Genomic DNA, 21,153 nt, shown 5'->3' with positions numbered 1-21,153 from the left:
ATCATTTATTCTGAAGTTCTGATTCGTTTATGGCAGTAGATGTACTGCCGTAAACGAGCCGATACCATAAACCGACAATATAAACTGACCAGCGTCCCATATAGTGGGGACCATCAAAAATGTAAATAGTTTTACCTTCATAGGCTTTAATTTGAGAAATAATTTCCCAAGGATAGGCTGCCCGGAATTGTCCATTTTTCTTGGTGCGAAAGGCTTCTAGCACAATCACCGTTTTATCTTTTCCAAGTGTTTGTTCAAGTTGGTCTAGAATACGTCTAGCTTGTTCGGGAGTTCTTACTCCCACACCTACGCCGTCTTGAAAAAAGATGCCCGCTTGTTGTGGTAACCAACTTTTAACCCAGAGATCATAATTTTCGGGTTCAGTTTCACCGCTATAAACACTAACCCAAACAGGTGAGGGTAGCTTTTCTAAAACATGACCTAATGTACTTACTCTTAGCCATGTGGGATCGGCTTCTACTGGAAAGTAGTATCCTTTTAACGATGCATCATTTTGTTCTTGAATAATTTGTGCAGATTTTTCTCCTAAAGCAACGACATTTGCACGTGCTTCATGTTCATTATATTCACCTGCTAAACCTAAAATAAGATTTTTAGCCCACGGTTGTTGTTTAATTTTCTGTATATCAATGGCATTTTCCCATTGAGGAAGATTGGAGTTTTTCCACCACGATTTAGATTCAACGACTGACCATTGAGGAACAAAGGTGTTCACACCTAAGTAATGCCAATTTCCTTTAGGGGGAGTAGTATTATTGTCAGGTTGCCAGAAAATACCTTCAATAATGGGAGGTTGTCCATGATTTTTGAACAACCCCGCATAAGCCACTACGCTACATATAATTAAAATAATAAAAGCAGTTATTTTAATTGGTATCTGTTTTCTCATTATTTCGTCGTAACCAATACCACAAGAAGATCACTATTATCATAATTGCAGAGATAATCACAACTAATAAAAAGAATGAAGACTGCTGAACTAATGGCGCTTTTTGATTACCTACAATTAATTTTTGGAGAACATAAATATTGCCGTTTTCTGAAACCAGCATTTTGGTCACATTATTTGGAATTTTATGCTGTATTTTTCCCCATAAATGCATAAAGGTGAGTGCACCAGTTTCAGAATCGGTAATCACATCAAAGCGGTTATTGTTATAACTCACAATAAAACCGTTGGCTGCCGCAGGCGCATAAATAATATTTTGATGCATTAAGATTTGTTGCTGATAAATCTCTTTATTTACTCTCACATTGACCGCTTGAGGGGCGTTTGGTGAGAAACGTACCAGATTGAGAGGCATTGGTGCCTGTGTAAGCAGCATATTTTTAGCGACTTGTCCCAAAATGATGGCAATATTTAATGCCCCTGATTGGTCATCAATTGCAATTGTTGGTTTGGTTGCTAATGTCATTGAAAGCGCTGCCACACCATTTTTGAGTTTATGTGGAAGTTTTACCGTTGATTTGGCGGTATCTACCCAAAGTGAACCATGAGCATTTGGTAAACATTGAGAATTTGCAATAACTGAGTTTTCCAGTTTTAAGCTAAAGTTTGTTGTATTTGAAATTTCCTTAGCAAAGATGTTGAACTGTCGGTTTACTGGGTCAGAAGCAAGATCTGCTGTTTTCATACTACCGGCAAGGCCACCATCAAGCCATGCTGTAATACTAGAGCCTTGTAATAAACCACTTTGAATACGAAGTGCAATTTGTCCCTGTAAAATATCAGTAGGCTGCCATACTGCCGGAAAATCAAGGAATAGGTTCTTTTCAGCATGGTTGAGTCTGAAGTCATCAATACCTAAATCTGCAAGCGTATCAATTTTTCTAAATTGAGCCCATGCTGGTGGTGAAATTGTAGTGGGAAAAATAGCACTACCTGTATTAAGCTGCTGTACGTATACCGGATTAATTAGACCATTAATCGCAGCAGTAAGCTCTTGGGCGGTATGGTAAGTGATAGAGAGAGTAGGTACCCCATCTGCAGGTTTTGAAATTTGTACAAACGCTCCATTTTTAAGTGGAGCCGTGGATTTGATCACTTCAATAATAAAGTTTGTTTCAGGATTCAGGTTCGTTTGACCTGAATCAACCCATTCAATAGGAGTTACTGAGCTCCAAGAACTTGCCAAACGAGCTAGCATGGATGCTTCGGTAATTTCCTTACGGTTATATTTTAAAATTCCAACAAATGGGGTAGGACGTCTAGCTTGGGGGTTAAATAGAGCATCTGGTAAATCTTTTAAACGGTATATATTTCGAACAGGAGTAAAGTCGAGTTGAGAATTACTCAAATAGGTTAAATGGTCGATATCTTCGGTACAGAAAGTCTCTTTTGTCTGGTTGAGAGTCGTTGGTTTAGCATATTGTTGAATAATAAAATCTAAACGATGAAAGCCACTTGGACTGGCAGGAATATTGAATTTAAACTGGCCATCACCATTTAAGGTCGTGTTATAGATCAGTTTATCATCATATTTCACCAGTAATGTTGTGTCATTTTCAGTTGAATAGTCACTAGAGAACTGAATATTCTGCCATTCAGCTCCTTTTCCAACATAGAAAAAATGAGGCTCGACCTTATATTTGGTCGAGGTACTTATATCATCAAGTTTCCATGTATATGCATGAGCAGATATGGCAAGTAAAAAACTGGTGCTGGCAAGGAGCACTTGAGCTGTCTGGTAAAGATCGAAAGTCTTTTTCATTTATTTTTTCTCCTTGCTACGTTCTGTTTTGTACCATTGAAGGGAGTTGCCCTGTATTTTATTTTTTAGCATGTCAAATGCGGCTTTAAAGACAATAAATAAGAAGATTTGTGAGTAACTGACGTAAGATAAGACAGAATAAAAATAGAGTTCCGGTTTAACTTTTTCTAAGGAAAGTGTAAACCACATTTGTGCCACATAGAGACAAAATGAAAGACCCCACAAAAGTGTAAATGGTCCCGGAACGGAAATACCTGCGATATCAAGTAACCCAAGCGTTAAAGTAATATGACTCCAGAATAGAGCTGGTACGAAAAGGATATAGCACATAATGTTATTCAGAATTTCAATCCCGATTGGGAAAGGTGTTCTAAGTGCTACAGGTAAATATTTACGTGTCACATAAAAGTTACCTTGTGTCCAACGCGAGCGCTGTTTAACAAATACACTTAACGATGGGGGATCTTGTTGCCAACCAATAGCATAGGGAACCCATTTAATTCGTTTTTGTCCAATAAAAATTCGGAAACTCATTTCTGTATCATCAACTAACGATTTTTCATCAAAACCGCCTAAAGTCTCTAGTGCATCGCGCCAAATGACGTAGTTGGTTCCCATTAATGTTGATAACTCAAAACGTTGCCAACGCCCACCTTGGAAGATCCATTGGAAAAAGATGAATTCAATCGCAATAAAACGAGTCAAAATACTATCTTGCCAGTTACGGGTTCTTACTTTGCCATTTACAGCAACTAACTTTTTGTCTGCCAATAAAGTTTGAGCAAGTAAACGAACGCAATCGGGTTCAGGAGTACTATCGGCATCATAGACAACAATTAGCTCACCTTTGGCATGGGGAAGGCCATTATTGAGGGTTCGGGATTTACCTTTACCGCCCATTCCCTTGGGAACGTTAACAATTTTTATGCATGGATAAATTTTTGCGAGGTTTTCTGCGATTTCAAGGGTGTTATCTTTGGAGCCATCATTGATCAGTAAGACTTCATAAGACTCTGCTGGATAATCCTGTTGAGCAATGGCATGCAAAGTGTCTTCAATCACCACGCCTTCATTATAAGCAGGGATCAAAACACTTAAGATGGGCCATCTTTCTGGTATTGGTAAGTTTTGTAGCTCTTTTTCAGCTGTTTTAGAATACTTCCACGCTTGATAACTTAACCATGCCCAAAATGCTTGTGGAATCCAAATACCTAAAAAGCCAAATAAAAACAGGATATCAATTGGAGCCATTTTTACGGACCCTCCTAATAATAGAAGAGATGAGTACTAATAATAGAATTAATCCCACTACTAAGGAGATCCATGAAATATAGCTACCAAATGTACCAAGAAGATCTGGATAAGTTGTTGTTAAAATCAGATCAAGAGGAACTACAACAACACTTAAACCAATAAATATATAACCTATAAGACTCGTATTCACATGTTCAGAAGTACTGGCATAATCAATATTATTAAATTTCCACGAAATACCGAGTTGAGGATAACGAATATTAGATAGGGGTAAGTCGGCAGGAGGATTAATAATAATTTCATAACCTGATACATGGCCATTAAAGTCTTTGGCCGAATAAAATAAATGCTGACCTTGTCGGATTTCTCTAGATGGTAAAGGGACGGCTGAAGAATTTAACTGGACAATATAACTTCCAGCTGGCTGTGAAATTAAATTTTCATCCCATCCTGTACTTACGAAAGCAGCCATTGGCCTTAAACCAATAGCAGTTGAAAAAGTAGCCTTTGCGGCAAAATACTGAGGTTGTTCAGTTTTAAAAAGCACGATGGGGATAGCACCTTGGCTCACGGCTTCTTTTAATAAAAAATAGTGGGGGAAACCGAATACTTCGTCTGGCAAGATAATGCCGGGGCGAATTCCGTTGTGAACAAACTTTTGAAAGCTTTCGGAACTAATCTGATCAAGGGTGAAGACAGGCCACCATGTATCTTGATAAGGAAAAAACATGGAAAGATCGTTAGAACTTTGTACTTCAGTTTTTATTTGTTCTGCTTTAATTTCACAATGATAATATTGCCGATAGAACTGCTGTAGAGTGGCATCTGGATATTGGCTAGATGCAATCACAATTCCACAAATGTTAAGAAGATTAGACATTAATTCATCTCCTCAGGTGGAATTGGAATAATTTTATATTCCACCTCAAGACGCAACGTCATAATTTCTCTTAATTTTTTAATAAATTCAGGTTCTTGTTCAGTTTTTTGCTGACGAATCATAATACTGTATATATTTTCGAGATCATCATCTGCAAACTGAAAAACAATTTCATTGGGCTGATGTTGACTCAAAATTTTGATCATTTCGTTTTGAGTAGTTTTCCAGACATCATCACCTAGCATTTCTTTAATGAGACTACGATTAAGAATCTTGATTGAAAAGACTTCATAGTCTTGTACATTATGGTGATCAAGAAGCTTAAAAAAGCTACGCTGGAAATATTTCAAAGCGCTGATCGGGAAAATATCGCGGCGATAATTTCGATCATAGCTTTGAATATCTCGATATTTTTGAACATTAATTTCAATATTGTGGCGTACAGCACTTAAAAACAGCGGAATAAGAGGAATAATAAACAGTAAGAGAAGCTGCCGCTCAATATGAGTTTGTGCACCTAAGTCGAGTAGAAAATATACAGCAACTCCAATAAATGCGAGTAAACCAACAATTAAAGACAAGCCAACTTCTAAAAAAGCACCCGAAATTAAAAGAAGAAGAATAAAGATCCAGCTTCCTCTAAAACTAACAGGCAACCACTCATATGCAACCATTCCCATAAATAGATGTGCTGCGATAATCCATAAGACGAGTGTTCTACCTGGGTTCTTTTGTTGCATGCGAGCTATGCTACCTTTTTTGTAATGTTAATTTTTTTATACTTTTATAATGAAAGGTGTCCATTTGCGAAGTTGTTGTTGTTTCTGTCCTTTTTAAGTATCTGCTATGTTTATTTGTAGATGAAAGTCCCTTTATAGTCAAATCCCGTCTTTATTTTTTAATCAAAAATAAACAGATAAGACGTAATTCTTATCTAAATATGCTTGAAAGTTTCAATTGCTTTTAATCGTGTTTCTTTTAAATCTACAATTGGTTTTGGATAATTTAAACTCAAATTGATTTTGCTTGAGTAGGGGTCATGAATGGATTTATTGTCCAGATGAGCCAGTTCTTTCACCCATTTACGAATATAGTCCCCATTAGGATCAAACTTTTGTGATTGGGAAATCGGGTTAAAAATTCTAAAATAAGGCACAGCATCTGTTCCTGTTGAGGCACACCATTGCCATCCCCCATTATTTGCTGCCAAATCTCCATCAATTAAATGTTGCATAAACCACTGTTCACCAATACGCCAGTCAATCAATAAGTTTTTGCATAAAAACATGGCTGTAATCATACGTACTCGATTATGCATCCAACCTGTTTGTAAAAGTTGACGCATCCCGGCATCCACAATAGGAATACCAGTTTGTCCAGTTTGCCAAGCTTTTAGCTGCTCTGGATTATGGTTCCATTTAATTTTCTGAGTACCTTTCTTAAATGGAAGATGCTTAGAAACATACGGAAAATCAAATAAGATGTGCTGGTAGAACTCTCGCCAAATAAGTTCATCTAGCCATGTTTGTTGACCTTCATTGTCTAAGTGAAAGTTGCCGTGTTGATTACGAAAGAGTGCTTGTAAACACTGCCTTACAGATAAGATTCCAATATTTAAATAAGGAGAAAGTTTGCTTGTGCCATGCACATGAGGAAAATCTCGCTCAACTTTATAATGGGATACAGAATCTTCGACAAATTGGTCTAGTTGTTCTAATGCATATGACTCGCCAACAGGCCATAAATCTTGCTGTTCTTTAGAAATAGATGAACAAAATAGTTTTTCAATTTCTGCCAAGTCCACACTTTTTTCATCTAAAAACTCTAATGAAATTTCATTTTGCTTATGTGGTAAAGGGAAGCATTGAGGTAAACCGCTGGTATTTAGTTTTGCATAACATGCTTTTTTGAATGCACTAAAAACCTGATAGGGTTGTTGTGATTGATTGCGAATGGAACGTAAAGGGAAAATTGTACGATCATGAAATAAAAAAAGCTCTTTGCTTTCCTTATTTAAAGAATCTTGTACTGTTTTATCTCTTTTTAATTCATTTGCACCCATTTCAATATTGGCATAGACATTTTCAATATTATATTTCTTGCTGAAATCAGAAATAAACTTAGCAGTATCTTCCCAATAAGGAATGACTTGGATAACAAGTGGAATATGAAGTGATGCTAATTCTTTTTGAAGCTCTTTGAGCTGCCGTAAATAAAAACTAATTTTTATTGGAGCATCGTCGTGTTGTTTCCATTGCTCTGGCGATAAGATGACTAATCCAATTGAAGGCCCTTGCTGACAGGCATGCCATAAAGCTGCATGATCATGTATTCGTAAATCTTGTCGGAACCAAATCAATTGATAAGCATTTGACATGCATAGTCCAATAATAAATTAACTTACTGAATATTATATAAAATAAACGCATAAAAAAAGCAAAGCCGAAGCTTTGCTTTTTATCATCTTGTGAAAGATGAATTAGTGGTGGTGACCACCTGCACCATGTACGTGACCGTGATCTAACTCTTCTTGAGAAGCTTCACGGATTTCTACGATTTCAACTTCAAAAGTTAATTCTTGGCCAGCAAGTGGGAAGTTAGCATCAACTACAACGTTGTCGCCTTCAACCGCTTTAACAGTAACGATTTGAACGCCGTCATCTGTTTGAGCTTGGAATTGCATACCAGGTTGAATGTTATCAACACCTTGGAACATTTGAGCTGGAACTTCTTGTACTAGGTCTGGGTTGTATTCGCCATAACCTTCAGCAGCTGGTACGTTTACAGTGAATTTATCACCAACAGTTTTACCAGTTAATGCATTTTCTAAACCTGGAATGATATTGCCTGCGCCATGCAAATAGGCAAGTGGTTCACCTTGAGATTGATCAAGTGTTTCACCCTCAGCGTTTGTTAATTTATAGTGGAATGAAACCACGTGGTTATTTGCAATTGCAGTCATGTTTTTGATCCATTCAATCAATTAAAGCGTACATCATAAAGTGAAAAATAAATTTTGTAGACTACAAAATCTCAATCTTTAACACTTTTTCTAATGCGTTTTTATCTATATAGGGATGAACTTAAAAAATTCAACTCAATACAGCTTAATTTTTGGACGTACTCGTCTTGTAAGTAAATCTTTCACTGTGAGTAGTCCAGCTTGAGTGTATCCATGAATTGTTGCTTGATGTAAACGATATAAAGATACGTACATCGTTTTAGCAATATATCCTTGTACACTGACATCCCCCAGCAATTCTCCAACGGCTTTATTACGACTTAAAGACACAAGCGAACCTTTGTCGTTAAATGTAAACATTGGCTGTGAGCGGCCATTCAGCCGAGCAGCCATTGCATCGACTAAAAAGCTTGCTTGTTGACTGGCAACTTGAGCACGTGGTCCGAGTGGGGGATTTCTTGCGTCGAGTTGACAGTGTGCACAATCACCGAAAGCAAATACATTTGGATCGGAGTAAGTTTGCAGAGTTGCGTAGACCATTAAACGATTAATATTGTCACGTTCGAAATCAGTAAAACTTTCAAGAACTTTTGGCGCTTTTACGCCAGCTGCCCATACCGTAATATCACTTGTAAGTTGATTACCGTTGCTGAAATAAATGCAGTGTTTATCAACTTTTTCAACGCGGTGTTGAGTTAAAATTTCGATGCCCATTTTTTGGAGCTGTTTTGCACTATGCTCAGCCGTTTTTTCACTTAAAGCAGGCAGAATTCGTTCTGATGCTTCAATCAGTGTGATTTTGACCTGTTTAGGATGGATCTTTTTCAAACCATAGCGATAAAAGTTTTTGGTTGTTTCAATCAGTTCTGCTGCAAGTTCAACACCAGTTGCACCCGCACCAATGATTCCAATATTTAATGTACGTTGATCTGGTTGATTTTGTGCTTCGATATATAAATGCAAAAGATCTTGCTGGAAAATATCTGCTTGTTTTCGGCTATCGAGGAAATGACAGTTTTCGCGTACCCCAGGTGTGTTAAAGTCATTTGACACTGAACCAAGCGCTAAAATAAGCGTGTCATAATTCAGTTGTTGAACATGCGTGTTTTGTTCTTTGGATACTTGAGGTGGTACGACATCTATTATTTTTTGATCTTTGTGTATCGCAACAAGTGTTCCTAATACAAACTCGTAATGATGTTTTTCTGCATGGGCAAAATAATTGGTTTGTTCTTCGTGAGGGTTTAAGGAACCCGCAGCAATTTCATGAAGTAGAGGTTTCCAGATATGAGTCAAATTTTGGTCGACTAATGTAATTTTAGCTTTACCACTTTTCCCAAAAGTTTCACCGAGTTGTGTGGCAAGTTCTAAACCACCCGCACCACCACCGACAATAACAATATGATGTAAACTTTCGGCCATTTTTATCACCTAATTATTTTTCTATAAAAAAAGATGGCTAAATTATGCCATCTTTTATTTATAAAATTTATTGTGCCTCTGTGCACAATTTGATGTTTTTAGTGCGAATCTACCGGATAAAGTTTTGCGGCACTTTGGTTACTCGATGAAAAAATAGAGAACAAATTTGAGAACCACATCACGATTCTTTGGAAAATATTCGCTTCTTCAATATGCACTTCATTTTCAATTTGTAAGCTGCGAATCAGCTGATTATTTTGATAAATTGAAACAGTTGCCAAGTTCATCGCCTTCATTAACGGTGCAGTTAACTTTTGCTCATTTAACTCAATGTTTACACGTGTTTGAGTGGTTTCAAGTGGAGCAATAGTTTTAGGCTTCTTGTTACTATCAAGAACTTGAATACGCTGTGTAGCATAATCAAACGTATTTAAATCGATTGCAGCTGGCTCTGCATATAAAGAAGTCGTGACAATGGTCGGCTGCTTAGTTTCTACTTTAAACATTTTTAAAGTTGATTTAATCACAGGTAGCTCAGCAATTAGTTTTTGCTCTGGAATAACCACTTCATCACGTGTATACGCATACGCAAGATTCATTAACTTATCGGCAATTTCAGCGCGTTTCACGGCACTTGGTGTACCTAAAACAATAACCAGTAAACGTCTTTGTGGTAAGTTTGGTGAAAACGAAGGGCGCGAAGCTGTGAGAGCCAAGTTATAACCCGCTGCTTTGGTATAGCCAGTTTTTAAACCATCTACAGATGGATCATATTTCAAAGCAAGGTTGGTCGCATGGTGAAAACGTTGATTGTAGCTAAAGCTTGGCATTTTTGAATAATGTAAATATTCAGGTGTTTGGTGAATTACTGCCTGACTTAATAAGCTTAAATCATGAGCTGTAGTGTAATGATCTGGCATTGTAATCCCGGCAGGGTTACTAAAATGCGTGTCTTTCATACCTAATGCTTGAGCTTCTTGATTCATACGTTGTACGAAATGAGGCACATCACCAGAAATTTTTTCTGCCAAAGTCACAGCTGCATCATTTGCTGACATCACAATTAAACCAGCCAAAAGCTGATCAACTGAAATTTGTTCACCCGCTTTGAGGTACATTTGTGATTCGTCCCACTGAACCACACCTACGACAGGGGTTGCAGTAATGACTTGATCTAGCTTTAATTTTCCAGCCTTAATCTCTTTTAATGCAATGTAGGCAACCATCATTTTGGTTAGAGATGCTGGTGCACGTTGTACATGACTATTATGCTCAGCAATGATTTGTCCAGATTGAGTGTCTACAATTGTCCATGCAGCGGCTTCAACACTTTCAGGAGCAATATTAAGTAGAGCAGCATTGGTAAGAGTAGTACAGAAAATACTAAACAGCGTAAAAAGAGATAGGAAGAATTTCACTAGGTGACCTTGACGTTTACTGGCAAATACGGAACACAGATGCCCAGCATGCTATGCCTTTTTTTTGTAGAAGGCTAGTCTGAATTGTTGCCAAAAAATACATCTACGCAAGTCGATACAAAAAAGTGATAATCTAATGTGAAACCGTTCTTATTTTAAATTGAAGAATTTATGTTGCATTATCAAATAGAGTTCGATGATTACAAACAGCACCTTGTTCACGTAACAATTCGTTTTTTAGCGAATCCAAATCAGGAACTATGGTTACCAACGTGGATTCCAGGCAGTTATTTAATTCGTGAATTTTCTAAGCATATTGAAGCTGTAAAAGCTTACGATGAAGCTGGACGCATGCTCAATATTAAAAAAACTGAAAAAAATCGCTGGCGTTTATTTAACACCGATCATGAGTTAATTACTGTTGAATACGATGTCTATGCATACGATTTATCAGTACGTGGTGCTTATGTAGATCAAACACGTCTATATATTAACCCAGCCTGTGTATGCTTAGGTTTAGATGGACAAGAGCAATCTGCTTGTGAATTAGAAATCTTTTTGCCTGATGAATTAAAACACTTTCAATTAGCAACTGGTTTAGCTTCAAAAAGCTTAGTTAAGGGACGTTTTACCTTAAAAGCTGATCATTATGATCAACTCATAGATAGCCCATTTGAACTTGCGGAGCAAACACGTTTTAGCTTCGAAGCTCATGGAATTGAACATGAGTTTGCAATTTCTGGACAGCACAGTGCCAATGTAGAACGTTTAAAAACAGACATTGAAAAAATTTGTGCAGCCGAAATTGAAATGTTTGGTTCAGCCCCATTTAAAAACTATACCTTTATGACGATGGCTACAGGGAATAGTTATGGTGGCTTAGAGCATTGCAACAGCACAAGTTTGATTACACCACGTGATGATTTACCAAAATCGAATGAACCAACTGAACCTTCGAAAGATTATCAACGTTTCTTAGGTTTATGTAGCCACGAGTATTTTCATTCTTGGTTAGTAAAGTTTATCCGTCCAGAAAACTTTGCGAACTACAATTTGCATCAAGAAGGTTATACCTCGCTACTGTGGATCTTTGAAGGGTTTACTTCATATTATGATGATCTCATTTTATTACGTAGCGGTGTGATCTCTCAGAAGTCTTATCTAGATTTGTTGAAGTCACAGCTTGATCGTTATTTACAAAATCCGGGGCGCTTTGTTCAAACAGTAGCTGAATCAAGTTTTGATGCATGGATTAAGTTTTATCGTCCAGATGAAAATACGAATAATGCCGGTACGAGCTATTACAACAAAGGCGCATTAGTTGCCTTATGTCTAGATTTAGGCTTACGTTTACGTGGTTCCAGTCTAGATGCCTTAATGCGTCGTTTGTATGAAAACACGCAAAATGGTATTCAGGTCAATGAGCGTACTGTTTTTGATTTATGTGAAGAGTTAACTGGCGATAGTTGGGTTGAGCAGATTAATCATTTGATTAATACCACTGAAGAATTGCCGCTTGATCAGTTATTCCCTGAGTTTGGCTTAAGCTATACGCTTAAAAATGATAAGACCTTGGCTTATGGCTTAAAGTTAACTGATAAGCCAGAGGGCGTATTAGTACAAAATGCTCACCGTGAAGGAGCTGGTGCAAAAGCTGGTATTTCTGCCAATGATGTCATTATTGCAATTGATGGATTAAAAGCGACCACAAAACTTATTGAAAAATATGCTAAACAAAAGGGCAGTTACCCAGTCTTGGCTTTCCGCCGTGATGAGTTGTTATCATTTGAGGTTACAGGAGACAGTATCAACTTAACTGAAGTTGAACTTTTTGTTGAAGATCAAAGCAAAGCTGATAAATGGTTAAAAGCCTAAATAACAGTGAATTAATTTATAAAAAACTGATGTTTCGTACATCGGTTTTTTACTTTTTAGTAGATTATAAAAATTGAAATAGGTGTTATCTTTGAGTTTATTTTGAATGAAAAGTATAATATTTGTCAGAACTCTGAAAGATATCTCATGTAATTTAACAATGTCCTATATCTAAAAAGTTGGTAATCGTGCATGTATTACCATAAGTTAGGTATAAGATTATCATTAATAGATTTAAATTATGTATTATTTCGCTGCGAAATGTCGTTATCACTGGATATTTCGTTGACTGAAAGCCAATGAGAGCCGATACTCTCAGGGTTTTATTTAAGCATATCGGTTCGTAGGTACTGGGCCAAAAGCTCGGTCCTCAAAACTCAATTCAACGGAAGGGGCTATATATGGCTGGTGAAAAGTCAACTATCATTTACACACTGACTGACGAGGCGCCATTATTGGCGACTTATTCGCTACTGCCGATCATTGAGACCTTTACTAAGCCAGCAGGTATCGAGATTGTTAAAAGTGACATCTCTGTAGCTGCACGTGTGCTCGCAGAATTCGCTGACTACCTAAGTGAAGAGCAAAAGGTATCCGACAACCTTGCTGAGCTAGGTCGTCTTACACAAGATCCAGATACTAACATTATCAAACTCCCAAATATTAGTGCCTCTGTTGCGCAATTGACAGCATGTATTAAAGAACTTCAATCTAAAGGTTATCCAATTCCTGACTATCCGGAAAACCCAGCGACTGAAGAAGAAAAAACAATCAAAGCTCGTTATGGCAAATGCCTAGGTTCAGCAGTAAACCCTGTCCTTCGTGAAGGTAACTCAGACCGTCGTGCTCCTGCTGCCGTTAAAAATTACGCTAAGAAACACCCTCATTCAATGAGCGAGTGGAAACAATGGTCACAAACTCACGTTTCACACATGGAAGAAGGTGACTTCTACCACGGTGAAAAGTCAATGACGCTTGACCGCCCACGCAACGTAAAAATGGAACTTATCACAAACAGTGGTAAGAGCATTGTTCTTAAGCCAAAAGTTGCGCTTCAAGAAGGCGAAATCATTGACTCAATGTTCATGAGCAAGAAAGCACTTTGTGATTTCTATGAAAAAGAACTTGATGATTGTAAAGAAGCAGGAATTTTATTCTCTTTACACGTTAAAGCGACAATGATGAAAGTTTCACACCCGATTGTTTTCGGTCACTGTGTGAAAATTTACTATAAAGAAGCTTTCGAAAAACACGGTAAGTTGTTTGATGAATTAGGCATTAACGTAAATAACGGTATGGCTGGGTTATACGAAAAAATCGAAACTCTTCCAACATCATTACGTGAAGAAATCATTGAAGACTTACATGCTTGCCAAGAACACCGTCCTGCACTTGCGATGGTTGACTCAGCAAAAGGTATTACTAACTTCCATTCGCCTAACGACATTATCGTAGATGCTTCTATGCCTGCAATGATCCGTGCTGGTGGTAAAATGTGGGGTGCTGATGGTAAGCAATACGATGCTAAAGCAGTAATGCCAGAATCAACATTTGCCCGTATTTACCAAGAAATGATCAATTTCTGTAAATGGCATGGTAACTTCGATCCGAAGACTATGGGTACAGTGCCAAACGTTGGTTTGATGGCTCAAAAAGCTGAAGAATACGGTTCTCACGATAAGACTTTTGAAATTCCTGAAGCAGGTATCGCAAACATTACCGATCTTGACACTGGTGAAGTGTTATTGACTCAAAATGTTGAAGAAGGTGATATCTGGCGTATGTGTCAGGTGAAAGACGCTCCGATTCGTGACTGGGTAAAACTTGCAGTGACTCGTGCACGTAACTCAGGCATGCCTGCGATCTTCTGGCTTGACCCATATCGTCCACACGAAAATGAATTGATCAAGAAAGTACAGAAGTACTTAAAAGATCACGATACGACTGGTCTTGATATCCAGATCATGTCTCAAGTACGTGCAATGCGTTACACACTTGAGCGTGTAGTTCGTGGTCTCGATACAATTTCTGTAACTGGTAACATTTTACGTGACTACTTAACTGACTTGTTCCCAATTATGGAACTTGGTACTTCTGCGAAAATGTTGTCTATCGTTCCGCTTATGGCGGGTGGTGGTATGTACGAGACTGGTGCAGGTGGTTCAGCACCTAAACACGTACAACAACTTGTTGAAGAAAACCACTTACGTTGGGATTCGCTTGGTGAGTTCCTTGCGCTTGCAGTTTCTTTAGAAGAAATGGGTATTAAAGAAAATAATGCTCGTGCGAAGTTACTTGCGAAAACACTTGATGAAGCGACTGGTAAATTACTCGACAATGACAAGTCTCCATCACGCCGTACAGGTGAGCTTGATAACCGTGGTAGCCATTTCTACTTATCACTTTACTGGGCAGAAGCACTTGCGGCTCAAGACGAAGATGCTGAGTTGAAAGCTAAATTTGTTCCACTTGCAAAAGCATTAGCTGAAAACGAACAGAAGATCGTTGCTGAGCTTGCTCAAGTACAAGGTAAAGCAGCTGACATTGGTGGTTACTATGCAGTTGATCCTGCGAAAGTAAGCGCTGTAATGCGTCCAAGTGCTACATTTAATGCAGCGCTTTCAACTGTTCAAGCTTAATAACTAATTCGTTAGTAAATAGCTGAAAAGCCGGTGCATATGCGCCGGCTTTTTTATTTTTATAAATAATAGCTATTAAAAAAGCCCACTTATGTGAGCTTTTAAAAATTAAATGTTTTTATCGACCATTACGGCTACGACCACGAGGTGCTTTAGTATTTGGACGAGTTGTACCGTTAGTTTTACGACGTGGCTTTTCACTTTCATCCATTTGCCAGATACGCTTTGTACCAGACTTTTTAACAGAACCATCTTTATTCTTACGAACCATTGGTTTGCCACCTGTACCCCCAGGTTTTTTCACATACGAGCGTGAACGATAAGGTTGCTCGGCTGGAACATCTTTAAAGTCTGGGTAGAGTAGAGGTTCGATTTCTTTGGTCTCGCCCGGCTGTAATCCTAATTGGACTAAATCAATTGAACCGATTTTAGTACGAATGAGACGTAAAGTCGGGAAACCTACCGCAGAGGTCATGCGACGAACTTGGCGGTTACGACCTTCACAAATAGAGATTTCAATCCAAGATGTTGGAATACTGGCACGGTAACGTACAGGAGGGTCACGGTCCCATAACCATTCAGGTTCACTTACCTTAATTGCTTTAGCTGGTAAAGTCATACCATCATTAAGCTCTACACCTTTACGAAGTTGCTCAAGCGCTTCTTCGGTAACATCGCCATCAACTTGAACTAAATACGTTTTGTATTTTTTATTCGCAGGGTTAGTAATGAACTGATTCAAACCACCATGATCGGTTAAAAAAACTAAACCCTCAGAGTCCATATCAAGACGGCCTGCTATGCGTAAAGTCGGGTCATCTATAAAGTCAGACACCGTCATATGCGCTTCGTCTTTACGAAACTGGGAGAGCACGTCATAAGGTTTATTGAGAATGACGATTTTCATAAAAAATGACTTCTTCTTTCAAATAAGAGGTAAAAACATTGAGCAATATTTAAGTGTGAAATTTGCTTATTTCCCACATAAATCTCAAAAAGGATTAAATTCGATTAAGCTATTATGCGTGAATAAAAGTTGAAAGTATTGTTTATCGATAATTATTTTTTTTTGGTTAGTTAAATATTATAAAAGGGAGAATCTACACAATGGGTTATCAGAAGATCGTTGTTCCTGCCGACGGTGATAAAATTACAGTAAAAGCAGACCTGTCACTGAATGTACCGAATCATCCAATTATTCCTTTTATTGAGGGTGATGGTATTGGTGTAGATATTACACCGACAATGAAAACCGTCGTCGATGCAGCTATTTTAAAAGCTTACGGTGGCAAACGCTCTATCGAATGGATGGAAGTGTATTGCGGCGAAAAGGCCAATAAAATTTATGGCACCTATATGCCAGAAGAAACTTTTGAAGCCCTGCGTGAGTTTGTTGTTTCAATTAAAGGCCCTTTAACCACTCCAGTTGGTGGTGGTATTCGCTCACTCAATGTAGCATTACGTCAAGAATTAGACTTGTACGTGTGTGTACGCCCTGTACGCTGGTTTAAAGGTGTTCCATCACCTGTTCAGCACCCTGAACTGACCGACATGGTGATTTTTCGTGAGAACTCGGAAGATATTTATGCAGGTATTGAATGGAAAGCAGACTCTGAAGAAGCGAAGAAGGTAATTAAATTCCTTCAAGAAGAAATGGGCGTCACAAAAATTCGTTTTCCTGAAGGATGTGGTATTGGTATTAAACCCGTTTCTAAAGAAGGATCGCAACGTTTAGTTCGTAAGGCCATCCAGTTTGCCATAGATAATGACAAACCATCGGTGACTCTTGTTCACAAGGGCAATATTATGAAATATACCGAAGGTGCATTTAAAGAATGGGGATACGAGTTAGCGCTAGATCGTTTTGGTGGTGAACTCATAGATGGTGGTCCTTGGGTTAAAATTAAGAACCCTAAAAATGGTAAAGACATTATTATTAAAGATGTAATTGCAGATGCTTTCTTACAGCAAATTTTGATGCGTCCTGCGGACTACTCAGTGATTGCAACTCTTAATTTAAATGGTGACTATATTTCCGATGCATTAGCAGCAGAAGTAGGAGGGATTGGAATTGCTCCCGGTGCAAATATTGGTGGCGCTATTGCAGTTTATGAAGCAACACATGGAACAGCACCTAAATATGCTGGGCAAGATAAAGTAAACCCGGGCTCAATTATTCTATCTGCTGAAATGATGCTTCGTGATATGGGATGGACGGAAGCGGCTGACTTAATTATTAAGGGTATTTCAGGAGCGATTGCCGCTAAAACGGTGACTTACGATTTTGAGCGTTTAATGCCGGGCGCAACCTTATTGCGTTGCTCTGAATTTGGTGATGCCATAATTCAACATATGGAAGATTAAACTTAAATAAAAAGGCCCTCGAACGAGGGTTTTTTTGTATATAAGTATTTATACATTTTTATGCTATTAAAAATTAAAGCTAAGAGTGGGCAGTGTATACCCATAATAAACAAGCCAATACTGTAAAACTTAGCAATATTAAACCTTGTCCGTGATGAGTAGCATACAGAGGTACATTACCAATGCTATGCGTCATTTTATAGTTCAAAACAGGCCTGATACAAAAGAAAAAAAGAGGTAATGATAAAATCACTGTATTACTAATTTTAATGCTATACCGGAAATAGTAACTAAATAGCCCTATCGTAGCCGCATATAGCAGCGTTTTGAAAAGCACTTCACCACTGGTATATATATCTATGCCAATATAAAAATTAAACTTCCATATAAGAAGGCTAACTGTAGCAATTATTGTAATAATGCCGACAACAACCGCATTTGCTGGGTTTGATACATTGTACATTTTTAAAGTTTTTAATTGGTATAAATTAATTTGAATAAAATATATATTATAAAAAAGTATAGTACATTGACTATTTTTAACTTTATAAAATGCCTCAAAAAATCTGATTTAGACATTTTGCGACTCACGCGAGTTTGAACTAGTCTCTTTAAATACCCATAAGGCAAAACAGAATATAATGACTATTAGTAGACCTAAACTTTGACCATGACCCGAGAGATAAAACGGAACATCTGGGATGGTTTGGAGGGCTTTATAATCAAGAATTGGTTCTAGCCAAAAGTACGCGAATGGAACAGCAATTAAAAATTGTGTTGTAAACTCAATATGATCGCGTGTTAAAAAGCCAAGAATAGCTGCTGTGCCAATATAGATAATGATCTTTACAGAGACCTCATAGGATGTTGTGATATCCAGTGCAAAAATGGTCCGGCATTTAAATGCCAGTAATGAAACACAGATAAAAGCAAACATCGCCAAGAGCTTTAAAAGCTCATCAATATAATTGTTATTGCTCATGTCTTACTCTATTTTAAGTATTAAAAATTATAAATTTTTATCGAATATAGATCAGAAAATAACACTCTACATTGACATAATATGACATTTTTTGTCAGTTGAGCTTACTGAGTAGGCGTATAGACATAGGTGTTAGGCAGTTAGCTCTACTGATCTACTCATTAATTTTTATTGCATAAATTCGGGATGTTTAGCAGTTTTAGGTAGCCCGATTTTCTTTTGATAGCTTTGGTCTAAAGCCTGAATAATAAGTACAAAGACAATTAAAAAGAGAGGAAAGTACAAAGTTTTCATAGTTTGGTTTCTCCGAGAGAATTTTGTATGGAAGAATGGGTACGAATTAAAAGGCTCAATGCAAATAACAAAACAATGCCTCCCATTAAAAACAGATGGGCATAAGACCAATGCAAGTGGTGTAAAGTACTAATAACAACGCCACCTAATAGCTGAGTGCTGGCAAACCCAATGGTGGCAAGGCTCCAGATTTTTTGATAACGCTGTTCATAAATCTGTAGCAGACTATAAGAGCTAATAAATACAGTGGCTGGTGTAAGTAGACCTGTAAGAAAGGACGATAAGGCGAGTAAAGCAGTAGCATGGGAAAAGAATGGTAAAGCAACTGCCAAGCAGTAGACACCGTATAGCCATTTAATGGCTTGTAAATAACCAGTAAAGCGGCTTAAACAATAAGCTACAAAGGCGCCAATACAGCTTCCTATCCCATAAAGAACCCAAAATAAATTTCGTTGTTGCAAGGGAAAGTGTAGGGTTCCCGATAAGTAGTCCATCCAGAACAAAGAGTGGGGAATATAAGCAAAAGCACTGCACATATAAGCAATAATAATGACAAGCCCCAAACGTGAGTGTTTGAAGTTTTGAGGAGCTTGCGTTGTGACTTGTACGGCCTGAGTAGACTGATATTTTAATAAGCGGAAAAGAACGAAACTGCCAATAATAGAGAGTATTGCAAAAATGCTCCATACATATTGAACAGACATGTTTTTGAGAGCAGGAATAATGAGAGTAGCAGATAACACGCCTGCGCCAATACCACTAAACCCTAAAAAATTAACTTTAAGTCTTTGGCTAATTGCAATATTTTTCATAGCAAAGCTAGGTGCTAAAATCATGAGTAGGCCACCCGCGACACCTGAAATAGTACGCCAGAGAACAAACCAAGCCATAGGCATGTGTATAAACGAACAGCAGAGCAGGCTTAAACTGCCTAAGACAGCTGAACTTGTGATCAAAGCGGGAATAGATTTTTCTTTAATGCTAAACAGTGCCAATAGTGCGCCAACCAGATAGCCCAATAAATTTGCACTTCCTAAATAGCTTGCAAAGTCGTGAGTCCATCCATATTGCACAATCATAATAGGCATGAGCGCAGTATATGAAAATCTAAAAATACCAATTCCTAGACAAGTCGCTAAAAAGACAAGCAGGCTCATTCGATAGAACGTAGACATAGGAAGTCTCTCAATTTTTTTATTATTAAAAGCGAGTTTATTTATCATTAGAAATGATTTAATATGATATTAATTATCTTGTTTTGAGATAGTGGTATGTTGCTTAAGTCTTTAGAGTTTTTTTTAGCGGTTGCAGAGAGTGGAAGTTTTTCACTAGCTGCACAAAAAATGTGTACGGTTCAATCGAACATCACAAGTCATGTGAAGAAGCTTGAAGAAGAGTTAGGCGTGGTTTTATTAAATCGCCATAACCCCGTTACATTAACTAATGCAGGACAGCAGCTACATAGTTATGCTGTCCAAATGATCGCACTGCATAATAAAGCGAAAAAAATTTTTCAAGAAGGTGATATTGACCCGAATGAAACCATTCGTTTGGGCAGTATGGAAACGACAGCAGCAATACGACTTCCTCAATTGCTTAATCAATGTATGCAGCAATATCCGAATTTACCAATTGAGCTTCAAACTCACTCAACCCGATATTTGTTAAATGCTGTGCAACAAGGAGAAGTCGATTGTGCGTTTGTTGCTTCTAAATATGTAATTCCAGAGTTATATAGTTTTCCAGTGTGGCAAGAACAACTGGTTTTAGTTTGCCCAAAACAACAAACTCACTTTCCCGACATTACCACCCTCGCAAAGACTCGTTTTATTGCGTTTCGACAAGGTTGTTCTTATCGGCATGCAATTGAGCTGTTTTTAAATGATCATAGTGTCCCACCTTCACAAATTATGGAAATGGGTAGTCTCGATGGCATTGTGAGCTGTGTAGAATTAGGAGTCGGTTTTGCTTTGTTGCCCAAGTCATATCTGAGCAAAGTAGCCGATAAAGTCTCATTAAGTTGTTTTGAAATTAACACTGAATCTGCACATTTCACTACTTATTTGGTTGCTCAGCCTCCTGAAACATGGGGCAGTAATTTAAAGCAATTTATTTGTTTTATTGAGCAAAACTTTATACAGAAATGCGCTTAATTTTTATACATAAATATCCTACTTATCTTATGTTTTAAAAGTGATATATATGTATTTAAAAGTCATTTTATATTCTCATTCAGATCAGTAATGATCTGCATGCTAGAAAATTGTTGAAAAGGGTAGTTTATATAGGCCGGCTATGGTCAAATATGCCCCCTTAAAAGATGACACAAGC

At 37.7% G+C, this 21,153-nt stretch carries 18 protein-coding genes; 4 read left to right on the top strand and 14 right to left on the bottom strand.

Annotated elements, in window-relative coordinates; all coding sequences use genetic code 11:
* Position 1 precedes the first annotated feature (1 nt).
* The 9 genes from J582_RS08325 to J582_RS08285 form a co-directional block, all read right to left on the bottom strand.
* A complete protein-coding gene (locus J582_RS08325; RefSeq protein WP_031953051.1) occupies positions 2-910 on the bottom strand; it encodes a hypothetical protein in 909 nt (302 codons plus the stop codon).
* Positions 888-2,732 carry a hypothetical protein gene (locus J582_RS08320; protein WP_032047714.1) on the bottom strand — a complete coding sequence of 615 codons (1,845 nt, stop codon included), beginning with the start codon at positions 2,730-2,732 and terminating at the stop codon, positions 888-890. The genes J582_RS08325 and J582_RS08320 overlap by 23 nt, the downstream gene beginning before the upstream one ends.
* Positions 2,733-3,983, bottom strand: a complete 1,251-nt coding sequence (locus J582_RS08315) for a glycosyltransferase family 2 protein (RefSeq protein WP_000035254.1) — start codon at positions 3,981-3,983, stop codon at positions 2,733-2,735.
* Positions 3,970-4,866: a hypothetical protein gene (locus J582_RS08310; RefSeq protein ID WP_031981744.1), complete on the bottom strand. Its 897-nt coding sequence runs from the start codon at positions 4,864-4,866 to the stop codon at positions 3,970-3,972. Before J582_RS08310 ends, J582_RS08315 begins: the two co-directional genes overlap by 14 nt.
* Positions 4,866-5,606: a hypothetical protein gene (locus J582_RS08305; protein ID WP_002052464.1), complete on the bottom strand. Its 741-nt coding sequence runs from the start codon at positions 5,604-5,606 to the stop codon at positions 4,866-4,868. The genes J582_RS08310 and J582_RS08305 overlap by 1 nt, the downstream gene beginning before the upstream one ends.
* A 194-nt stretch (positions 5,607-5,800) precedes the next feature.
* Entirely contained in the window at positions 5,801-7,243 is a 1,443-nt protein-coding gene (gene phrB, locus J582_RS08300; RefSeq protein WP_031981746.1) for a deoxyribodipyrimidine photo-lyase, read from the bottom strand.
* Between the two features lie 102 nt (positions 7,244-7,345).
* Positions 7,346-7,828: a peptidylprolyl isomerase gene (gene slyD, locus J582_RS08295; RefSeq protein ID WP_031981748.1), complete on the bottom strand. Its 483-nt coding sequence runs from the start codon at positions 7,826-7,828 to the stop codon at positions 7,346-7,348.
* A gap of 135 nt (positions 7,829-7,963) precedes the next feature.
* Positions 7,964-9,250, bottom strand: a complete 1,287-nt coding sequence (locus J582_RS08290) for an NAD(P)/FAD-dependent oxidoreductase (protein ID WP_002052684.1) — start codon at positions 9,248-9,250, stop codon at positions 7,964-7,966.
* A 98-nt stretch (positions 9,251-9,348) separates the two neighbouring features.
* Positions 9,349-10,668 carry a D-alanyl-D-alanine carboxypeptidase PBP6B gene (locus J582_RS08285; RefSeq protein ID WP_031981749.1) on the bottom strand — a complete coding sequence of 440 codons (1,320 nt, stop codon included), beginning with the start codon at positions 10,666-10,668 and terminating at the stop codon, positions 9,349-9,351.
* 171 nt (positions 10,669-10,839) lie between these two features.
* On the opposite strand from J582_RS08285, the gene J582_RS08280 reads away from it, so the two are divergent.
* Together J582_RS08280 and J582_RS08275 are read left to right on the top strand one after the other, a co-directional pair.
* Positions 10,840-12,543, top strand: a complete 1,704-nt coding sequence (locus J582_RS08280) for a M61 family metallopeptidase (protein ID WP_031981750.1) — start codon at positions 10,840-10,842, stop codon at positions 12,541-12,543.
* A 401-nt stretch (positions 12,544-12,944) separates the two neighbouring features.
* Entirely contained in the window at positions 12,945-15,182 is a 2,238-nt protein-coding gene (locus J582_RS08275; protein WP_031981752.1) for an NADP-dependent isocitrate dehydrogenase, read from the top strand.
* Positions 15,183-15,300: 118 nt separating this feature from the next.
* Here J582_RS08275 and J582_RS08270 read toward each other — a convergent pair whose 3' ends face one another.
* Positions 15,301-16,089 carry an rRNA large subunit pseudouridine synthase E gene (locus J582_RS08270; protein ID WP_004707608.1) on the bottom strand — a complete coding sequence of 263 codons (789 nt, stop codon included), beginning with the start codon at positions 16,087-16,089 and terminating at the stop codon, positions 15,301-15,303.
* A 200-nt stretch (positions 16,090-16,289) separates the two neighbouring features.
* Between J582_RS08270 and icd the strand changes: the two genes are divergently transcribed.
* Complete coding sequence (gene icd, locus J582_RS08265) at positions 16,290-17,546, top strand: NADP-dependent isocitrate dehydrogenase (protein ID WP_031981754.1); 1,257 nt, start codon at positions 16,290-16,292, stop codon at positions 17,544-17,546.
* A gap of 79 nt (positions 17,547-17,625) precedes the next feature.
* Here the strand turns inward: icd and J582_RS25830 are convergent, their stop codons facing one another.
* From J582_RS25830 to J582_RS08255, 4 genes are all read right to left on the bottom strand, one after another.
* Positions 17,626-18,117, bottom strand: a complete 492-nt coding sequence (locus J582_RS25830) for a hypothetical protein (RefSeq protein ID WP_079270480.1) — start codon at positions 18,115-18,117, stop codon at positions 17,626-17,628.
* Complete coding sequence (locus J582_RS08260; RefSeq protein WP_005123164.1) at positions 18,118-18,528, bottom strand: hypothetical protein; 411 nt, start codon at positions 18,526-18,528, stop codon at positions 18,118-18,120.
* Between the two features lie 168 nt (positions 18,529-18,696).
* Positions 18,697-18,822, bottom strand: coding sequence for a hypothetical protein (locus J582_RS25825; RefSeq protein ID WP_004885924.1), 126 nt, complete (start codon positions 18,820-18,822; stop codon positions 18,697-18,699).
* The gene (locus tag J582_RS08255) at positions 18,819-19,997 is read right to left on the bottom strand and encodes a YbfB/YjiJ family MFS transporter (RefSeq protein ID WP_031225122.1); all 1,179 of its coding nucleotides are present in this window, start codon (positions 19,995-19,997) and stop codon (positions 18,819-18,821) included. Before J582_RS08255 ends, J582_RS25825 begins: the two co-directional genes overlap by 4 nt.
* Positions 19,998-20,093: 96 nt before the next feature.
* Here J582_RS08255 and J582_RS08250 point away from each other — a divergent pair, with 96 nt between their 5' ends.
* Positions 20,094-20,975: a LysR family transcriptional regulator gene (locus tag J582_RS08250; protein WP_032047713.1), complete on the top strand. Its 882-nt coding sequence runs from the start codon at positions 20,094-20,096 to the stop codon at positions 20,973-20,975.
* Positions 20,976-21,153 lie beyond the last annotated feature (178 nt).

The organism is Acinetobacter sp. 1566109 (genome assembly GCF_000582255.1).
Taxonomy (GTDB): domain Bacteria; phylum Pseudomonadota; class Gammaproteobacteria; order Pseudomonadales; family Moraxellaceae; genus Acinetobacter; species Acinetobacter nosocomialis.
Note: the sequence above shows the minus strand (reverse complement) of the source record. Positions and strands in the feature narration are given on the sequence as shown.